At 45.3% G+C, this 16,785-nt stretch carries 17 protein-coding genes and 1 pseudogene; all 18 read right to left on the bottom strand.

The genetic code is table 11. The features are described from left to right. Positions 1–204 (bottom strand): annotated as a pseudogene (locus AB6E08_RS02130) (chemotaxis protein CheW); the annotation flags it as partial. Next, positions 191–973 (bottom strand): ParA family protein, encoded by a 783-nt coding sequence (locus AB6E08_RS02125; protein WP_009848532.1) that lies wholly within the window; start codon positions 971–973, stop codon positions 191–193. The pseudogene AB6E08_RS02130 and the gene AB6E08_RS02125, both read right to left, overlap by 14 nt. 10 nt (positions 974–983) lie before the next feature. Beyond that, positions 984–2,108 carry a chemotaxis response regulator protein-glutamate methylesterase gene (locus tag AB6E08_RS02120; protein ID WP_017101968.1) on the bottom strand — a complete coding sequence of 375 codons (1,125 nt, stop codon included), beginning with the start codon at positions 2,106–2,108 and terminating at the stop codon, positions 984–986. 13 nt (positions 2,109–2,121) lie between these two features. Continuing rightward, positions 2,122–4,323: a chemotaxis protein CheW gene (locus tag AB6E08_RS02115; protein WP_372066514.1), complete on the bottom strand. Its 2,202-nt coding sequence runs from the start codon at positions 4,321–4,323 to the stop codon at positions 2,122–2,124. A gap of 9 nt (positions 4,324–4,332) precedes the next feature. After that, complete coding sequence (locus tag AB6E08_RS02110) at positions 4,333–5,064, bottom strand: protein phosphatase CheZ (protein WP_017101967.1); 732 nt, start codon at positions 5,062–5,064, stop codon at positions 4,333–4,335. Between the two features lie 114 nt (positions 5,065–5,178). Beyond that, complete coding sequence (cheY, locus tag AB6E08_RS02105) at positions 5,179–5,547, bottom strand: chemotaxis response regulator CheY (RefSeq protein ID WP_012603445.1); 369 nt, start codon at positions 5,545–5,547, stop codon at positions 5,179–5,181. A gap of 42 nt (positions 5,548–5,589) precedes the next feature. Beyond that, positions 5,590–6,324: an RNA polymerase sigma factor FliA gene (locus AB6E08_RS02100; RefSeq protein WP_009848537.1), complete on the bottom strand. Its 735-nt coding sequence runs from the start codon at positions 6,322–6,324 to the stop codon at positions 5,590–5,592. Continuing rightward, the gene (locus AB6E08_RS02095; protein ID WP_009848538.1) at positions 6,317–7,204 is read right to left on the bottom strand and encodes a MinD/ParA family protein; all 888 of its coding nucleotides are present in this window, start codon (positions 7,202–7,204) and stop codon (positions 6,317–6,319) included. The genes AB6E08_RS02100 and AB6E08_RS02095 overlap by 8 nt, the downstream gene beginning before the upstream one ends. A gap of 13 nt (positions 7,205–7,217) precedes the next feature. Next, positions 7,218–8,729 carry a flagellar biosynthesis protein FlhF gene (gene flhF, locus AB6E08_RS02090; protein WP_017101966.1) on the bottom strand — a complete coding sequence of 504 codons (1,512 nt, stop codon included), beginning with the start codon at positions 8,727–8,729 and terminating at the stop codon, positions 7,218–7,220. 27 nt (positions 8,730–8,756) lie between these two features. After that, on the bottom strand, positions 8,757–10,859 hold the full coding sequence (flhA, locus tag AB6E08_RS02085) for a flagellar biosynthesis protein FlhA (RefSeq protein WP_372066519.1): 2,103 nt from the start codon (positions 10,857–10,859) through the stop codon (positions 8,757–8,759). A 345-nt stretch (positions 10,860–11,204) separates the two neighbouring features. Beyond that, complete coding sequence (gene flhB, locus AB6E08_RS02080; protein ID WP_009848541.1) at positions 11,205–12,335, bottom strand: flagellar biosynthesis protein FlhB; 1,131 nt, start codon at positions 12,333–12,335, stop codon at positions 11,205–11,207. A 9-nt stretch (positions 12,336–12,344) separates the two neighbouring features. Beyond that, the gene (fliR, locus tag AB6E08_RS02075; protein WP_372066522.1) at positions 12,345–13,127 is read right to left on the bottom strand and encodes a flagellar biosynthetic protein FliR; all 783 of its coding nucleotides are present in this window, start codon (positions 13,125–13,127) and stop codon (positions 12,345–12,347) included. Positions 13,128–13,133: 6 nt separating this feature from the next. Further along, positions 13,134–13,403 (bottom strand): flagellar biosynthesis protein FliQ, encoded by a 270-nt coding sequence (gene fliQ, locus AB6E08_RS02070; RefSeq protein WP_009848543.1) that lies wholly within the window; start codon positions 13,401–13,403, stop codon positions 13,134–13,136. An 11-nt stretch (positions 13,404–13,414) separates the two neighbouring features. Further along, complete coding sequence (gene fliP, locus AB6E08_RS02065) at positions 13,415–14,344, bottom strand: flagellar type III secretion system pore protein FliP (RefSeq protein WP_009848544.1); 930 nt, start codon at positions 14,342–14,344, stop codon at positions 13,415–13,417. Next, on the bottom strand, positions 14,331–14,771 hold the full coding sequence (gene fliO / locus AB6E08_RS02060; protein ID WP_009848545.1) for a flagellar biosynthetic protein FliO: 441 nt from the start codon (positions 14,769–14,771) through the stop codon (positions 14,331–14,333). The genes fliP and fliO overlap by 14 nt, the downstream gene beginning before the upstream one ends. After that, the gene (gene fliN, locus AB6E08_RS02055) at positions 14,771–15,181 is read right to left on the bottom strand and encodes a flagellar motor switch protein FliN (RefSeq protein WP_004739851.1); all 411 of its coding nucleotides are present in this window, start codon (positions 15,179–15,181) and stop codon (positions 14,771–14,773) included. Before fliN ends, fliO begins: the two co-directional genes overlap by 1 nt. Before the next feature lie 29 nt (positions 15,182–15,210). Beyond that, entirely contained in the window at positions 15,211–16,254 is a 1,044-nt protein-coding gene (fliM, locus tag AB6E08_RS02050) for a flagellar motor switch protein FliM (RefSeq protein ID WP_009848546.1), read from the bottom strand. 7 nt (positions 16,255–16,261) lie between these two features. Continuing rightward, entirely contained in the window at positions 16,262–16,750 is a 489-nt protein-coding gene (fliL, locus tag AB6E08_RS02045; RefSeq protein ID WP_017101965.1) for a flagellar basal body-associated protein FliL, read from the bottom strand. Positions 16,751–16,785: the final 35 nt, after the last annotated feature.

Below are 16,785 nucleotides of genomic sequence, written 5' to 3'. Positions count from 1 at the left end.
TGGCTCTGGCTCTGGCTCTGGCTCTGGCTCTGGCTCTGGCTCTGGCTCTGGCTCTTTAGTTTGTGATTCGTCGCTAGACTCGTCAACAAGAAAAGCATCAGATTCAAAGTTTTCATCGCCTAACAGCGCGGTAAAGTAATCATCGATTGCTTGTTCACTCGATAAACTTGGTTGCGTCAATGTCGATTCGTTATTCGCGCTCATTTATCGCTAACCTCTCGAGATAAATAAGCAGCTGTTTATAAGCAAATACACCACGGCTACCCGATGCGAAATGAGATGCTGGCAAACGTTTTAGACTGGCATCGCGAAACTTGGTATCAATCGGCACAGCAGAGGTCCAAACTTGGTTTGGATAGTCATCTTTAAGCTGAGTCAATGTTTGCAATGATGCTTTCGTTCGCTTGTCGTACATCGTCGGGACAATCGTCACCTTAAACGGTGTTTTGCGAGACTTCTGCATAATAGTTAGAGTGCGAATCATGCGCTCTAAACCTTTCATCGCCAAAAATTCAGTCTGTACCGGAATCAAGATACGATCACTGGCAGCCAACGCATTCACCATCATCACACCAAGAATAGGCGGACAATCGATAAGCACGTAGTCATAGTCATCTTTCAAAGCGGCTAAAGCACGCTTTAAGATCAACCCCATACCACTTCGATTTCCCATTACACGGTCTAATGTCGCCAATGACATGTGTGCGGGAATAATATCGATACCTTCAATTTCGGTCTGTATAGTCAACGCTCTCACAGCTTGCGTAGAAAACTCACGCAGCTGGAACAGATCAAACAGGCTCGATTCCACCGTATCTGAGTCGTAACCCAAATAGGTGGTTAGTGATGCATGTGGGTCAGTATCAACCAACAACACACGATGACCCTTTAAGGCAAGTAAGCCAGCTAGGGTCACTGTCGTCGTCGTTTTTCCAACGCCACCTTTTTGGTTTGCAACACTCCAAACAATCATGTCGATTTACCTAAGCTAACCCAACTTCGACCAAAATCCGTTCCGCAACGCGGTCTAGAGGTAGGTCTTCAGTAGAAATGCCAGCTTTTGCTACAGCTTGAGGCATACCATATACAACACAACTATCTTCGTCTTGCGCCCAAATGGTCGAACCCGCTGTTTTTAACATGCGAGAACCTTCTCGACCATCAGCACCCATACCGGTCAGTATCATAGACAACACTTTATCGCCGTAGATCTTAGCTGCAGAACCAAAAGTGACATCCACACAAGGCTTGTAGTTCATTCGGTCACCACCATCGATAATCTTCAGACGCGCCGAACCCGGGCGACCATCAATCATCATTTGCTTTCCGCCTGGAGCAAGATAAGCCACCCCAGGTTTCAACAGGTCTCCGTCTTGAGCTTCACGAACTTCAATCTTACACAAGGTATTCAAGCGGCTAGCAAAAGCAGCGGTGAACGTTGCTGGCATATGCTGCACTAACACAATCGGATGCGGGTAGCTGGCAGGGATGCGTGTCAAAATTTTCTGTAGTGCAACTGGCCCACCAGTAGAAGTACCAATTGCAGTTAATTGATACTTTTTACCCGAAGCTCTGAATTTCGCGGTTGAAGCAACCGCTGGTTTAGCAGCAGGGGCTGTTGCTGAAATAGATTGGCGCAATGGCGCTGATGTTGGCGCCGTAGCTGTTGCGGTAGCTCTTGGCGCAACAGGAGTGCGTCGCATAAACGCACGCTTTGCAGCAATCTGAATCACGCGCTGCTGAAGCAATGCGACAGCATCGTCACGGTTACGAGCGATGTCTTCAAATTTCTTAGGTAAGAAATCTAGAGCACCAGCATCTAACGCATCTAACGTTGCTCTTGCACCATCATGCGTTAGCGATGAAAACATCAAAATAGGCGTCGGAGACGCAGCCATAATTTCACGAACGGCAGTAATACCGTCCATGACAGGCATCTCGATGTCCATGGTAATTACGTCAGGTCTTAGCTTTTTCGCTTTCTCAACCGCTTCTTTACCGTTTACTGCTACATCGATGACTTCTAGGCGAGCCTCCGAGTTGATGATCTCGCTTACTCTACGACGGAAGAAGCTCGAATCATCAACGACTAATACTTTAATCGCCATATTTATCCTTAAGTTAAATTCTTGATGCAGCTGCGTACTGCTTCAACAAGTCCGGCACATCTAAAATCAATGCTATGTGACCGTCACTTGTAATTGTCGCACCTGCCATTCCTGGCGTGCCTTGAAGAAGCTTATCAAGTGGCTTAATAACCACTTCTTCTTGGCCGATAAGCGCATCGACAACAAAACCAACACGTTGACTACCAAGTTGCACAATAACAACATGACCATGACCTTGACGTCCTTCAACAAGACCTTCTTTAGGTGTAAGCCAATTTTGTAAGTAGAACAGTGGAATAGACTTATCGCGAACGATGATCGTTAGCTGGCCATCAACCACGTTTGTGCGGCTTAGGTCTAGGTGGAAGATTTCATTTACAGAAGCCAGTGGCAATGCGAACGGGTGACCCGCAACACCGACCATTAAGGTTGGTAGAATCGCAAGTGTCAACGGAACCTTAATGGTTATCTTGGTGCCTTGGCCCATCTCTGAATCGATATCAATAGAACCATTCAGTGTGTTGATCGCTGTTTTCACAACGTCCATACCTACACCACGGCCAGAGATATCTGAGATCTTTTCTTTACTTGAAAAGCCAGGAGCAAAGATTAGATTGAAACACTCTTTATTTGTTAGGCGAGACGCTGCATCATCATCCATCAGACCGCGCTTAACCGCGATAGCACGAAGCTTATCAGGGTCCATACCGCCGCCATCATCAACGATAGCCAGTTCAATGTGGTCGCCTTCTTGAGAGGCAGACAGAATCACTTTACCGGTTTTAGATTTACCCGCAGCAACACGGTCGTCCGGCATTTCGATACCATGATCGACAGAGTTTCTCACCAAGTGAATCAGGGGATCAGCAAGTGCTTCGACTAAGTTTTTATCAAGATCCGTTTCTTCGCCACGCATTTCAAGAACGATGTCTTTCTTCAAGGTACGAGCAAGGTCACGGACAACGCGTGGGAAGCGACCAAATACTTTCTTGATCGGCTGCATTCGCGTCTTCATTACTGCACCTTGTAGGTCAGCAGTAACAACGTCTAAGTTAGAGACAGCTTTCGACATTTCTTCGTCGTTGCTGTTTAAACCTAAGCTAACAAGGCGGTTACGAACCAATACTAGCTCACCCACCATGTTCATGATGGTATCCAGTGTTGAGGTATCAACACGAACTGTGGCTTCAGCTTGCTGCTTCTTCGCAGGCGCTTTAACTTCAGCTTTTGCTGGTACGCTAGGCTTAGGTTCTGCTTTTACAGCAACAGGAGCAGGCTGTGGTTTAGGAGCGACTTTCGGCGCAACAGGCTCAGGCTTCGCTTGTACAGGCTTAGTCGCAGCATCCAACTCTTCAATTGAAGGGCCGTTACCTGAACCGTGTAACTGGTCAAGTAAACTCTCAAACTCAGCATCAGTCATTAGGTCATCGCCTTCAGACTTTACTGGTGCTTTGGCTACAGGAGCGACTGGAGGAGGTGGTGGCGTTGAGCTTGCAGCTGTCGGGCTTTGACCTGCACCATGCAACTCATCTAACAACTTTTCAAATTCGTCGTCAGTAATGTCACCACTCGCAGCTACTGGCTGAGGTGCCACAGGTACTGGCGCTGGTGTGTCTACAGATGATGTCGTTGGTGAACCACCCTTACCGTGAAGTTCATCAAGTAAACGCTCAAATTCATCTTCAGAAATATCATCCACGGAAGATGCACTGATGTTTGAACTTTCAACAGTAGGTTCCGGAGCAATAACAGGCTCAGGAGCTGCAACGATAGGCTCAGAGATAACCGGTGCTGGAGCTTCTACTGCCACAACTTCATCTTCAGACTCTGGCTTACAGAGGCGATGAAGTTCATCCAGTAAAGATTGGTCTGCTGGTACTAAAGCCTCCTCATCTTGCACGGCTTTAAACTGTACATTGACTGTATCTAAAGCCTGTAGCATCGTATCCATCAGTCCTGATGTTACACTGCGTTGGCCATTTCTTAGAATGTCGAACACATTCTCAGCACCATGACAAGTATCCACCAGCTCGGTCAATGCTAGGAAACCAGCACCACCTTTTACTGTATGGAAACCACGGAAAATAGCGTTTAGTAGTTCTTTGTCGTCAGGGTTATTCTCTAGCTCTACCAGTTGTTCTGATAGAAGTTCGAGGATCTCTCCTGCTTCGACTAAAAAGTCCTGAAGAATATCTTCGTCTAAATCGTAGCTCATACGTTACCTTTAAAATCCAAGACTGGATAACAAATCGTCGACTTCATCTTGAGATGCAACAGCATCCTCACGAGCTTCTGGGTTCATGATCGGACCCTCTGGAGCAATAGATGACTTCTTATCTGTCTCTGGTGTTGGTTCTATTTGATTCGCACCGAATACGGTGAGAATCTCTACCAGACGTCCTTCAACCTCATTCACCAAGGTAATAACTTTGCTAATAATCTGCCCAGTTAAATCTTGGAAATCCTGAGCCATCAAGATTTCAGTCAGTTGTCCACGTAGTTCAGTACTATCACCTTCTACTTGGACAAGTAATCCATCAATGCGGTGGCATAAAGCTTTGAATGTTACTAGCTCAATGCGGCCATGCATCAGTTCATTCCATTGAGGCCTTACTTGAAGTAAACACTCGTGTAAATTAGTTGCAATTGGCATACAGCGATCGACAGCGTCCATCGTTTTGTTCGCCGCAACTTCCGTTTTATCAATGACATATTGAAGGCGATCCCTGGCGTCAGGGATTTCATCATTTGCGATAACGTTAATACGCTCGTCAAAGTTGAATTGTGTCAAAGAATCATGGAGGTCACGAGTCAGACTGCCTATTTCTTGAAGCATTGGGTTATCTTGAAGATTAAAATTATCTTCATAAATGCTTCTAACAAGAGAATCAGCACCTTGCTGCTCGTCGTTTTCAAGCAGCTCTACTAATTTTTTTGCTTGTTCTAATGAAATCATCCTGAGTCCGGCCTTACTCCGCATAGTTTGTGACGCTTCAGCTTTAGAGGTAAACGGGAAACAAAAAAGTTAATGTCTCTCTATGAAGCGCCTGAAACAGGTTATTATGAGTGCTTATAAACGCTCAAAAATCTTGTCGAGTTTCTCTTTTAGAGTTGCGGCAGTGAACGGCTTCACAATGTAACCATTAACACCCGCTTGCGCTGCTTCGATGATCTGCTCACGCTTAGCTTCTGCTGTGATCATAAGCACTGGAAGGTGCTTAAGTTCAGCGTCTGCACGGACGTGTTTTAGAAGATCAATACCTTGCATACCCGGCATGTTCCAGTCAGTTACCACGAAATCAAATTCGCCTTTTTTCAGCATAGGTAACGCGGTCAAGCCATCGTCTGCTTCTTGAGTGTTGTTGAAACCTAAATCACGAAGTAGGTTTTTAACAATTCGGCGCATCGTTGAAAAATCATCAACAATGAGAATTTTCATGTTTTTGTTCAAATTAGCCTCCACTGAATAAAATCAGTGTTGTTAGTCGTTCTGTGTCCAAGCACTTAACTTAGTGCGTAAACGCTGCATAGATTGGCTTAGTATTTGGCTGACACGAGATTCGCTGACACCTAATACTTCCCCAATCTCTTTTAAATTGAGTTCTTCGTCGTAATAAAGCGAAAGCACGAGGCCTTCTCTTTCCGGAAGTTGTTTTATCGAGTCGATCAAAGCTTGGCGGAATGATTCATCTGCAACCCCTTGAAAAGGCGTATTATCTTGAGAATCTTCATTCGGAGATATTACATCATCAGAGACACCTAAGTCTTCTATCCCTACCAATTTTGAGCAATTAATATCAGTTAAAGCACTGTGATACTGGTCTAAACTCAGCCCCATGTGCTTTGCCACCTCAGCATCACTGGGATCGCGATTGAGAGTGCCCTCTAATTCCGCGATTGCACTACTGATTTCTCGATTGTTTTTATGAACCGATCTCGGGACCCAATCCCCGCGGCGAATGTCATCCAACATTGCCCCACGAATTCGAATACCTGCGTACGTCTCAAAGCTTGCGCCTTTGGTACCATCATAGTTCTGTTGCGCTTCAATCAGGCCAATCATGCCGGCTTGAATCAAGTCATCAACTAATACATTAGGCGGTAATCGCCCCAACAAATGATGAGCGATACGCTTAACCAACACAGAGTACTTCTCAAAAAAAGCCTGCTGGCTATTGTGATTAGCATGTTGATCGTAAGTAAGCGCTTTATTCACCAAATGGTTCCTCTATAAATTCAGTACGGTTCAGCAGCCTTTCAACAAAAAACTCCAAGTGTCCGCTTGGTGTTTTTGGTATTGGCCAGGTCAATGCCTTATTAGCCAAAGAGCTGATTGCCAATGCAGCTGGGGAGCGAGGAAACGCATCGACTACGATTTTCTGTCTCTTAACTGATTGACGTACTTTATCATCTAAAGGAATACATGCTACGAGTTCGAGGCTCACATTCAAGAAGCGCTCTGTGACCAAAGTCAACTTTGCAAATAATTCTCGGCCTTCGCGGTAGCTTCTGACCATATTTGCAACAATTTTGAATCGCTGAACTTGGTGCTCTCGACTCAACAGCTTAATCAATGCATATGCATCAGTAATCGACGTTGGTTCATCACAAACCACCACAACCACATCCTGCGCAGCTCTTGAGAAGCTGATGACCATATCGGATATACCCGCTGCGGTATCAACCAATAAGATATCCATCTCGTCTTCAAGCGAACCAAAAGCACGAATCAACCCGGCGTGTTGAGCGTGTGAAAGTTCAGTCATGCTTTGTGTGCCTGATGTCGCTGGAATAATTTTAATTCCGTGCGGCCCTTCGACAATCGCATCCTTAAGTTCACACTCGCCAGCCAACACATGCCCAAGATTTCGTTTAGAACGAATGCCGAGCATGATGTCTACGTTAGCTAATCCTAAATCGGCATCCAGTACCATGACTTTCTTGCCTTGGCGAGCCATACAAATAGCCATACCTAACGTTACATTCGATTTACCTACGCCTCCCTTGCCACCTGTTACAGCGATAACTTTTGTGAGTGAAGGCTGGGTTAAGCGACGGAGGCCGCTAGCTTGATCGTGTATCATATTCTCATTCATATTTATCCGCCGCCTAGAGCCCTTCAGAATCGCTATTCCAGTAATGAGGTTCATTCTCTGTCGATTTTTCTAATAACTCATTGGCCTTAGCAATCATGTACTTTGGCTGAGCAATAACGATATCTTCAGGAACTCGTTGACCATTTGCTATATAAGCAACTGGCAATGCATTTTGTATTACCACACTGATGAACTCACCCAAACTAAGCGATTCGTCCAGCTTCGTCAGGATACATCCCGACAGCGGGATTCTTCTAAAGTGTTCAATGGTTTCTTGTAGTACTTTGCGTTGCGCGGTTGCGGGTAACACAAGGTAACTATTGATAACGGAACCACTCTCTTGCATCAATGTGTCTAACTGCTCAGATAGGCGAACATCTCGCTGCCCCATACCTGCAGTATCGACTAGAATCAGGCGACGATTACGTAACTGATATATTACATCGGCCAATTCACTAGAATCTTTAGCAACTCTCACAGGACAACCCATAATTCGACCATAAATCGATAACTGCTCATGTGCACCTATGCGATATGTATCTGTTGTCACAAGAGCAACGTTGTCTGCACCGTACTCCATTGCTGCACGGGCTGCGAGCTTAGCAACGGTTGTTGTTTTACCTACGCCAGTCGGGCCAAGTAAGGCCACAATACCGCCGCGTTTTAAAATATCTTTTTGTGTTACTGAGATTTGATCAGCGACCAGAGCAAGCAAGGCTTTCCATGCTCGTGCTGGTTTTGTGTCTTCTGGAATGTAACAGGCCATTTGATCGGCGAGTTCTGCCGAAACACCCATACGTTCTAGGCGCTTGATAAGCATCGCTCGCAAAGGTTCGCGACGTTCGACTTCTTGCCACATGAGCCCAGAGACTTGATGCTCTAATAAACGACGAATTGAAGTCATCTCGTCGCGCATCGTTTCCATTTCAGTATCTGAACCTTTGGATTGAGTGTTCTCTCGACCACGATCATAACGGGTAGGATCTAAGCGAGGTGCTGGACGCTCTACTCTGCGATCTTCGGCAATCAATTTAGATAAACCCGTTTCACGAGCAAAGGCCGAGTCAAGGCTGCCGCTAGAATGCTGGCTACTCTGAGGTTGATGACCGTTACTTGACTGGCGATTGAGCAATGCTGATAACGAGTCTTCGTTTTCAGCGCGATGTTGTTGCTCATCGTCGGCGCCATGACTGTATTGCTTTAGCATATTCGCAAAGCGCTTGGTCATTGAGCGTCCACCTTCTGCATTTGGCTGGATGCTAACCTTGTCATCATCTAATTGACGACGCCCAGTTGGCAATTTGGGCTCAGACATTTGAGTGTACTGGCTTTGCGTAGGCTGCTGAGGTTTATTGAGTCTGGGACTTGCTGTCGACGGGCTGGAATCGCCATCAATAGCGGCAACAATTTCCACACCACCTGCGACCTTTTTGTTAGACATGATCACCGCTTCTGAGCCAAGTTCTTCTTTAACTTGGAGCAGAGCTGTTCGCATATCTTTTGCAAAAAATCGTTTAATTTTCAATTCGATCGTCCGTTCTAATTAGGCGGCTTAATTACCAACAGCTTGTACTATGCGTATCTGCTTTTCGTCTGGTATCTCTTGGTAAGATAATACTCTCAAGCTTGGGATCGTGTTTTTCACGAACTTAGCCAGAGTCGAACGTAAAACACCAGAGGTCAATAATACCGCTGGCTCACCTTTCAGTTCTTGCTCTTGTGTCGCGTTACTGAGTGAGGTCTGTAAACGTTCGGCTAAACCAGGTTCAATACCAGCAGATTCTCCGCCGGATGCCTGCATGGTTTGATGCAAGATTTGTTCCAACTCGGGAATTAAGGTTATAACTGGTAATTCTGGCTCTATACCATTGATTTCTTGAACAATTAGTCGTTTTAGTGAGATACGAACAGCTGCAGTTAATATGTCAGGTTCTTGACTCTTAGAAGAGTACTCCGACAAAGTTTGGACAATGGTTCGAATATCACGAATTGGAATCGCTTCATTCAGTAGGTTTTGCAGAACTTTCACAACCACACCAAGCTGTAATTGATCCGGTACAAAACCTTCCACCAGCTTAGGTGTTGATCGGCTAAGCATCTCAAGTAAGTTTTGAACTTCTTCGTGGCCAATCAACTGTGAAGCGTTATTCGTTAACTGCTGGCTAAGGTGTGTGGCTAGTACGGTTGAAGAGTCTACAACCGTATAACCTAAGGCTTGTGCGTGTTCACGCTGCTCTTCACGAATCCAGACCGCTTCAAGGCCAAAGGCAGGGTCAATCGTCGGCTCTCCATCTATCATCCCATAGACTTGGCCAGGGTTAATCGCGAGCTCCATGTCCGGCTTGATCTCAGCCTCACCAACCGCTACCCCCATCAGGGTAATTCGATAGCTGTTTGGTGTCAGTTCCAGATTATCGCGAATGTGTACTGCTGGAATCAAGAAACCAAAATCTTGAGACAGCTTTTTCCGTACACCTTTCACGCGCTCAAGCAATTCACCACCTTGGTCTCTATCGACCAAAGGAATCAAGCGGTACCCCACTTCGAGACCAATAATATCTACCGGTTGAACATCATCCCAAGACAGTTCTTTTTGCGATGCGGGCTTATCACCATTGGCATTAGCGGTTGCAGGTAGATTTTTCTCTTCTACCTTTGCCTTGTTCTTTTTATCGATAAAGTAAGCCCCAGCCCCAGCAACCACAGCAAGGCTCAAGAAGGAGAAATGTGGCATACCAGGAACAATACCCATGATGCCGAGGATAGCAGCGGTGATCATTAGGGCTTTAGGATTATCGAACATTTGGAAGACAAGTTGTTCGCCCATGTCTTCATCAGTATTTTGACGCGTTACCATCATCGCCGCAGCAATAGAAAGTAACAGCGATGGAATTTGTGCAACCAGACCATCACCGATAGTCAGTAGCGTATAGATTTCGATGGCTTCACCAAAACCAAGGTCAAACTGAGCCATACCGATACTCAAGCCGCCAATGATGTTGATGAACAATATCAAGATACCGGCTATTGCATCGCCTTTAACAAACTTAGATGCACCGTCCATCGAGCCGTAAAAGTCAGCCTCTTTGGTCACTTCAAAACGTCGAGTACGAGCCTGATCTTGGTCGATCAAACCCGCATTCAAGTCGGCATCGATTGCCATCTGTTTACCCGGTAGGGCATCTAGGGTGAAACGCGCACTTACTTCCGAAATACGACCCGCACCTTTGGTTACAACCATGAAGTTGATGATCATCAAAATCAAGAACACCACTAGACCTACCGCGTAGTTGCCGCCGATAACCACGTTACCGAAGGCTTCAATAACGTTACCGGCCGCGTCACCACCTTCGTGACCATGGAGTAATACCACACGTGTCGAAGCAACGTTCAAAGCCAATCGAAGTAGAGTCGCAATCAGAAGTACGGTCGGGAATGCAGCGAAGTCCAAAGGCCTGCGGGTATAAACCGAAACCAGTAACACAACCATGGACAGTGCAATGTTGAACGTGAAGAACATGTCCAACAAGAAGGCTGGTATTGGCAACACCACCATAGCGAGCGTCGCAAGTACCATAACGGGTGCGCCAATTGCAGGCATCGCATGATTAGGGATTTTAGGCAGCTTGTCCGCAAAAGGCAGGGAGAATTTCATAAGTCTAGACAGTTTCGCTATGTTGTAGCCATCTCACTAAGCTATTTGAGGCTCAGGTCTAAGCTATGTTGCTATGGTTTATAGTGCATAGGTTCAAATGCACAGGTTTATAATACTAAGCTTTATATGCTCGGGATTTATAACGCTAGGATTTATAATGACTGGGCTTATAATACTCAGATTTACAATGCTAAGGTTATTAATGATCGGCTTATAATATTCGGGGTTGATATAGCAAACACTGTACCAACACTTTTCGTCAAATTATTGCCATCGCCTCTTTAAAAAGAGGATTAGCTAGCCCGCTATTATCAGGGTTCATCAAGCAGAGCTCAAGCAATTGATCTAATGTCGTAAATCAGGTGGGATCGGCATATTAGAATCTTGGAGTTTTGGCCTCTCTCCGCCTCGTTTTCGGTACTGTTTCAGTTGAAACACATATGCAAGCACTTGAGCAACTGCTGTAAACAGACCGTCAGGAATTTGTTGTTCTAGTTCGGTAGTGTGATAAAGCGCCCTAGCCAATGGTGGCGCAGGAACAATATAGATGTCATTTTCACGGGCAATTTCACGGATCTTCATTGCCATATGATCAACACCTTTCGCAACTACTACGGGGGCTTTGTCTTGATTCTGCTTATAGCGTAGAGCCACCGAGAAATGCTCCGGGTTGGTCACAATCACATCCGCTTGAGGTACGTCAGCCATCATACGGCGCTGGGCAGCTTCTCTTTGCAACATACGAATGCGGCCCTTAACTTCAGGCTTACCTTCAGTATCTTTGTGTTCATCTTTAATTTCTTGTTTGGTCATCTTCAGCTGATCGGCGTGTTGCCAAATCTGGAACGGGATATCAATCGCCACCACGATAAGTAAAGAGCAGCTGATCAGCAGAATAAAATTAAGCAAGATATCTAAAGCGTGGAAGATATTCTGTGGGTATACCTCCATGCTCAGTTGCATTAAATCGTGTTGAGAAGCTTGAATAAGATAGATGGCCATTCCCGATACAAGTGCCACTTTCAAGATAGATTTCAACAGTTCAACCCAACTCTGCAGGCCAAACATACGCTTAATACCACTGAGTGGGTTTAGCTTAGACGCCTTAGGCATCGCCGCCTGCATAGAGAAGTTAATCCCCCCGACACCCGCAGCACCAATGACGGCTGCAACAAATAAGGTTATCAGGATTAAGAACAGCGGGAACAACAGGTTCACTAATGCGCCACCCGCAATTTCGAGGAGTTTTGTGGTATCAAAAACTTCTTCCCGACTCAGAGAAAACAGACGTTGCATTGTTTCGAACAAAGCTTTCGCCATCGATTCACCAAACCACATTAAAGCAATCGCACCAACAATAAGTACTGACGCCGACGCTAACTCTTTTGACCTTGCAACCTGCCCTTTCTCTTTGGCCTGTTGCAAGCGTTTGGGCGTGGCGTCTTCCGTGCGTTCTTGACCGTCTGACTCTGCCATTTTAGTCTCCTAGCACTCTAACCTGATTAGACGACATATCTGTTGTTCGGTTTGTATCCAGAATAACTCGTAGTGACTAAACAAGCCGCCAAGGATATACCAACAAAGCAATAGGCCCACGAGTAGCGCAAATGAGAAACCCAAAGAAAAGATATTTAGTTGAGGCGCCGCACGCGTCATTACACCAAACGAAAGGTTAATCGTCAGCAGCGCAATAATACCAGACAATGACATTGCTAATGCTGTTTTGAACATGATACCCAACCACAGAGCAAGATCTCTATAATCAACAGAGGTCAAACTTCCACTGCCAATGGGTAAAGTCTTAAAGCTGAACACCACCAGCTGCAGCATTTTCAAGTGACCGTCAGTCTCCAAAAAAAACATGGTCGCTAGCAACATAAACAATTGGCCCAGTACTGGCGTGTTTTGCCCGTTAGCCGGATCCACCATAGAGGCGAAACCCAAGCTTGATTGCATACCCAAGATCTGGCCGAGCATTACGAAAGTTTGAATCATAAATTGGGTGACAAACCCCATGGCAACGCCAATCACGATTTGTTCAAATACAGTCAAGAAACCTTGGAAAGAGAGCAGTTCAATCTCTTTAGGAACAGCGGGGATCGCAGGCATCACCGCAAAGGTGATCGCTAAACCTAAATACAGACGAATACGCGGCGACACAAAGCGTGCACCGGTTACTGTCATCACCATCAGCATGGCTGAGATGCGAGTGTAGGGCCAAAAATAATTGGCTAACCACTCTAGTACAAGGCTCGTTGGGTATTCCATATCGGTTTAGTAAAGAACTTGTGGTAAGCGTTCGATGAGCTCGAAAAAGAACTCCATCATCATTTGGGTCATCCAATGTGCAAACATCATCAACGCTAATAACGTCACGATCAAACGTGGTAGGAAACTTAAAGTTTGTTCATTGATCGAAGTAGCCGCTTGGAAAACAGCCACAACCAAACCAATCAGCAGGCTAGGAATAATTATGGCGCAAACCATAATTAGTACCATCCAAAGGGCATCTTGGAACAAATCTACGAATATTTCAGGATTCATGCTTCCCCCAACTACAAGGCAAAACTGCCGGCGAGTGTGGAGAGTATCAAATTCCAACCATCAACAAGGACGAACAACATCAACTTAAACGGCAGCGATACAATCATTGGTGACAACATCATCATACCCATGGCCATCAAAACTGACGCCACCACCAAGTCGATAATTAGGAACGGCAAGAACAACATAAAGCCTATCTGGAAAGCTGTTTTCAATTCAGACGTGATAAACGCAGGAATCAGAACCGCCATTGAAACATCTTCTGGGTTGGTTACTTGCGCACCGGATATCTCAACAAAAGTTTCAAGATCTTTGATTCGAGTCTGTTTAAGCATAAAAGACTTAATCGGCCCTTGGGCAACATCAAACGCCTGTCGCGCTGATATCTGTTCATTCAAATAAGGCTGAACAGCTTGTTCATTGACCTGACTGATTACTGGCGACATGATGAAGAAGGTCAGAAATATCGCAATGCCAATAATCACTTGGTTTGAAGGTGTTTGTTGAAGACCCATTGCCTGACGCAAAATAGACATCACAACCACAATACGGGTGAACGATGTCATCAAAATAACCATCGCCGGCAAGAAGCCAAGCATGGTCATTAACGCAAGAATTTGCAGGTTAATCGAGTAGTCTTCACCGCCATTGGCATTGGTGGTCATGGTAAATGCAGGTATGCCGCCACCATTACCGGTTAAGCTACCAGTGGTCATAGTCTTCGATTTGGCTTGATCTTGCTGCATCGTACTGATGGTGACCGACTCAGATCCAGCGGTATTCGCAGGAATGACAGTGCCATCTTCAACCTGTGCAAATACTGACACGCTAAATACGAGAGAGCAGAATATAATGAGCTGAACCAACCACACTTTCACCGTACGGAAAAATCCGGCATGGCAAAAGTAAAATGGATTCAAAAATCCGTTACTTGTTTGCATCTTTTTTTATTAGCTGGGAAAGCTGACTTGAAAATGTACTTTTTTCCAGCATCTCCTGAGTGAGAGGTTTATCGAGCTTAGAGATCAGCTGAATCGATTGTGTGGTAATGCCTACCAAGAACTGTTCATCACCCGCTTGTACAATAGCGATACGTTCTTTTGTGCCTACCGGAATTTGCCTAATAATAGCCAAACCTTGTTGATTCGACATCGCAGGCACTTGCATTCGCTTCAGTAGCCAAGCAATAAATAAAATGAAGGCTATAACGAAAATTAGCGACCCAAAGGTGGTCGCTAAATCGAGAGAAGGAGGCGTTGCCGCAAAGGCAATAGAAGGAGTAGCAAGTAGCCCTACTCCCAAGACTCTACGAGACAAACCTGTCATTCCGAGAGAAGAGCCCGCCAGTCTTTGAGACAAGAAGCCCATTAACGCAACTTCTTAATTCGTTCTGTTTGACTAATAACGTCTGTCAAACGAATACCAAATTTGTCATTCACCACAACCACTTCTCCATGAGCAATCAGAGTGCCGTTAACCATCACGTCAAGTGACTCACCAGCAATTCTATCTAGCTCAACAACCGAACCTTGGTTCAATTGAAGTAAGTTACGGATACTAATTTGAGAGCGGCCGACTTCCATTGAGATAGTCACTGGGATATCCATAATGGTATCCAGCTTACGACGCTCATCTTCTGAAATTGGAGACGATGAGTCGGTTAACTCATCAAGTGGTGCCGCGAGAACATCATCAACATCGATTGACGGTGCTGAAGGGTCTTCACCAAGTGCTGCAGCCCATTCGTCTGCTAGCTTTTGATCTTCACTAGGTTCCATTACCAATTCCTATACTTTTATCTACTTTGCTATTCTTCATCTTCGCTATTTTCCAACTCAGACATTAAGTCTTTGCCAAGAAAGGCGAGATCGGTTTTGACCACATGAGGTCTTTCAATTTTTTCAGAAATCTGTACCGCGAGCTTCTCTCCGGAACGGCCCATTTTAACACGATAGGTCGGCAGTTCTTCAACAAACATGGTTGCATGCTCAGGCATATTCATCGGGATAACATCCCCAGGACGAAGTTCCATCAAATCACGCAAAGAGATATCTTGCTCGAGCAAATTGACACGGAAGTTGACTGGCACATCCATGATTTCATCACGCAATGCAGAGCTCCAACGAACGTCGGTTTCCATTTTATCTGATTGGACACCAGCATCCAGCAGTTCACGAATCGGCTCAACCATTGAGTAAGGCATAACCACATGGAAATCACCGCCACCGCCATCGACTTCAATGTGAAATGAACTCACAACAATCACTTCGGTAGGGCTCACAATGTTAGCCATACTTGGGTTTACTTCAGAGTCCAAGTATTCAAACTCAACGCCCATCACGGGAGACCAAGCTTCTTTGTAATCTTCAAAAACAATTTTCAGTAGTAACTGAATAATTCGTCTTTCTGTTGGTGTAAATTCGCGACCTTCAATCTTGGCGTGAAAACGACCATCACCACCAAAAAAGTTCTCTACGAGAATGAAAACTAGCCGAGCTTCCATCGTGATTAGCGCAGTACCTTTTAACGGGCGGAAGCGAACCATGTTTAAACTTGTGGGTACATAGAGTGTGTTCTGGTACTCACCAAACTTCATCATCTGTACGCCGTTGATCGACACTTCAGCCGTCTTACGCAACATATTAAACAAGCTAATACGCATATGACGTGCGAAACGCTCGTTAATAAGTTCAAGGGTCGGCATTCGACCACGAACGATTCGATCTTGTGATGAGAAATCAAAATTGACCGTATTGTCACTTTCGGTTTCTAAGACATCTTCAACGTCTTCAACATCATCAACGCCATGTAATAGCGCATCAATTTCGTCTTGGCTTAATAAATCGGTCACATATTACCTATTGAATTACAAAGTCAGTGAATAACACTTTTTCAATTACCGGCTGGCCAACAGCTTGAGTTAAGCTTGCTTTAATATCTTCAGTCGCCTTGTTCCGCAGTTCAACTCTCCCGGCAGGAGATCGTAATTGATCGACCGTCGCCGAAGCGAATGTGGCAAGTAGTGCGCTTTCAACAAGTGGAGAGTGGTATCGAGCGAGAACTTCATTCTTCATACCACGTACCATCAGCTGTACTTTTATCTGAACTAAGCGATCTTTCTTATCGCCCGTAACGTTAAATAAGAAAGCTTGAGGCACATTAACATAGACCACTGGATCGGCACCCATGAGTTGAACCTCAGCTGACGCCCCAGCACCCTCAGCCTTATCATCGGAACCCATTAAGAAAAATGCGGCACCACCACCTCCAAGTAACAGCACAACAACCGCGATAGCGATAATGAGGAGCTTACTCTTTCCTTTCGGTGTTTCTTGTTCTTCTGCCATATTCAGCTCTAACTTCCTGTTCTTCTATTAACTAA

The sequence above is a fragment of the Vibrio sp. 10N.247.310.24 genome, from assembly GCF_041467175.1.
GTDB lineage: Bacteria > Pseudomonadota > Gammaproteobacteria > Enterobacterales > Vibrionaceae > Vibrio > Vibrio tasmaniensis_A.
This window is presented reverse-complemented; position numbering and strand designations above follow the sequence as displayed.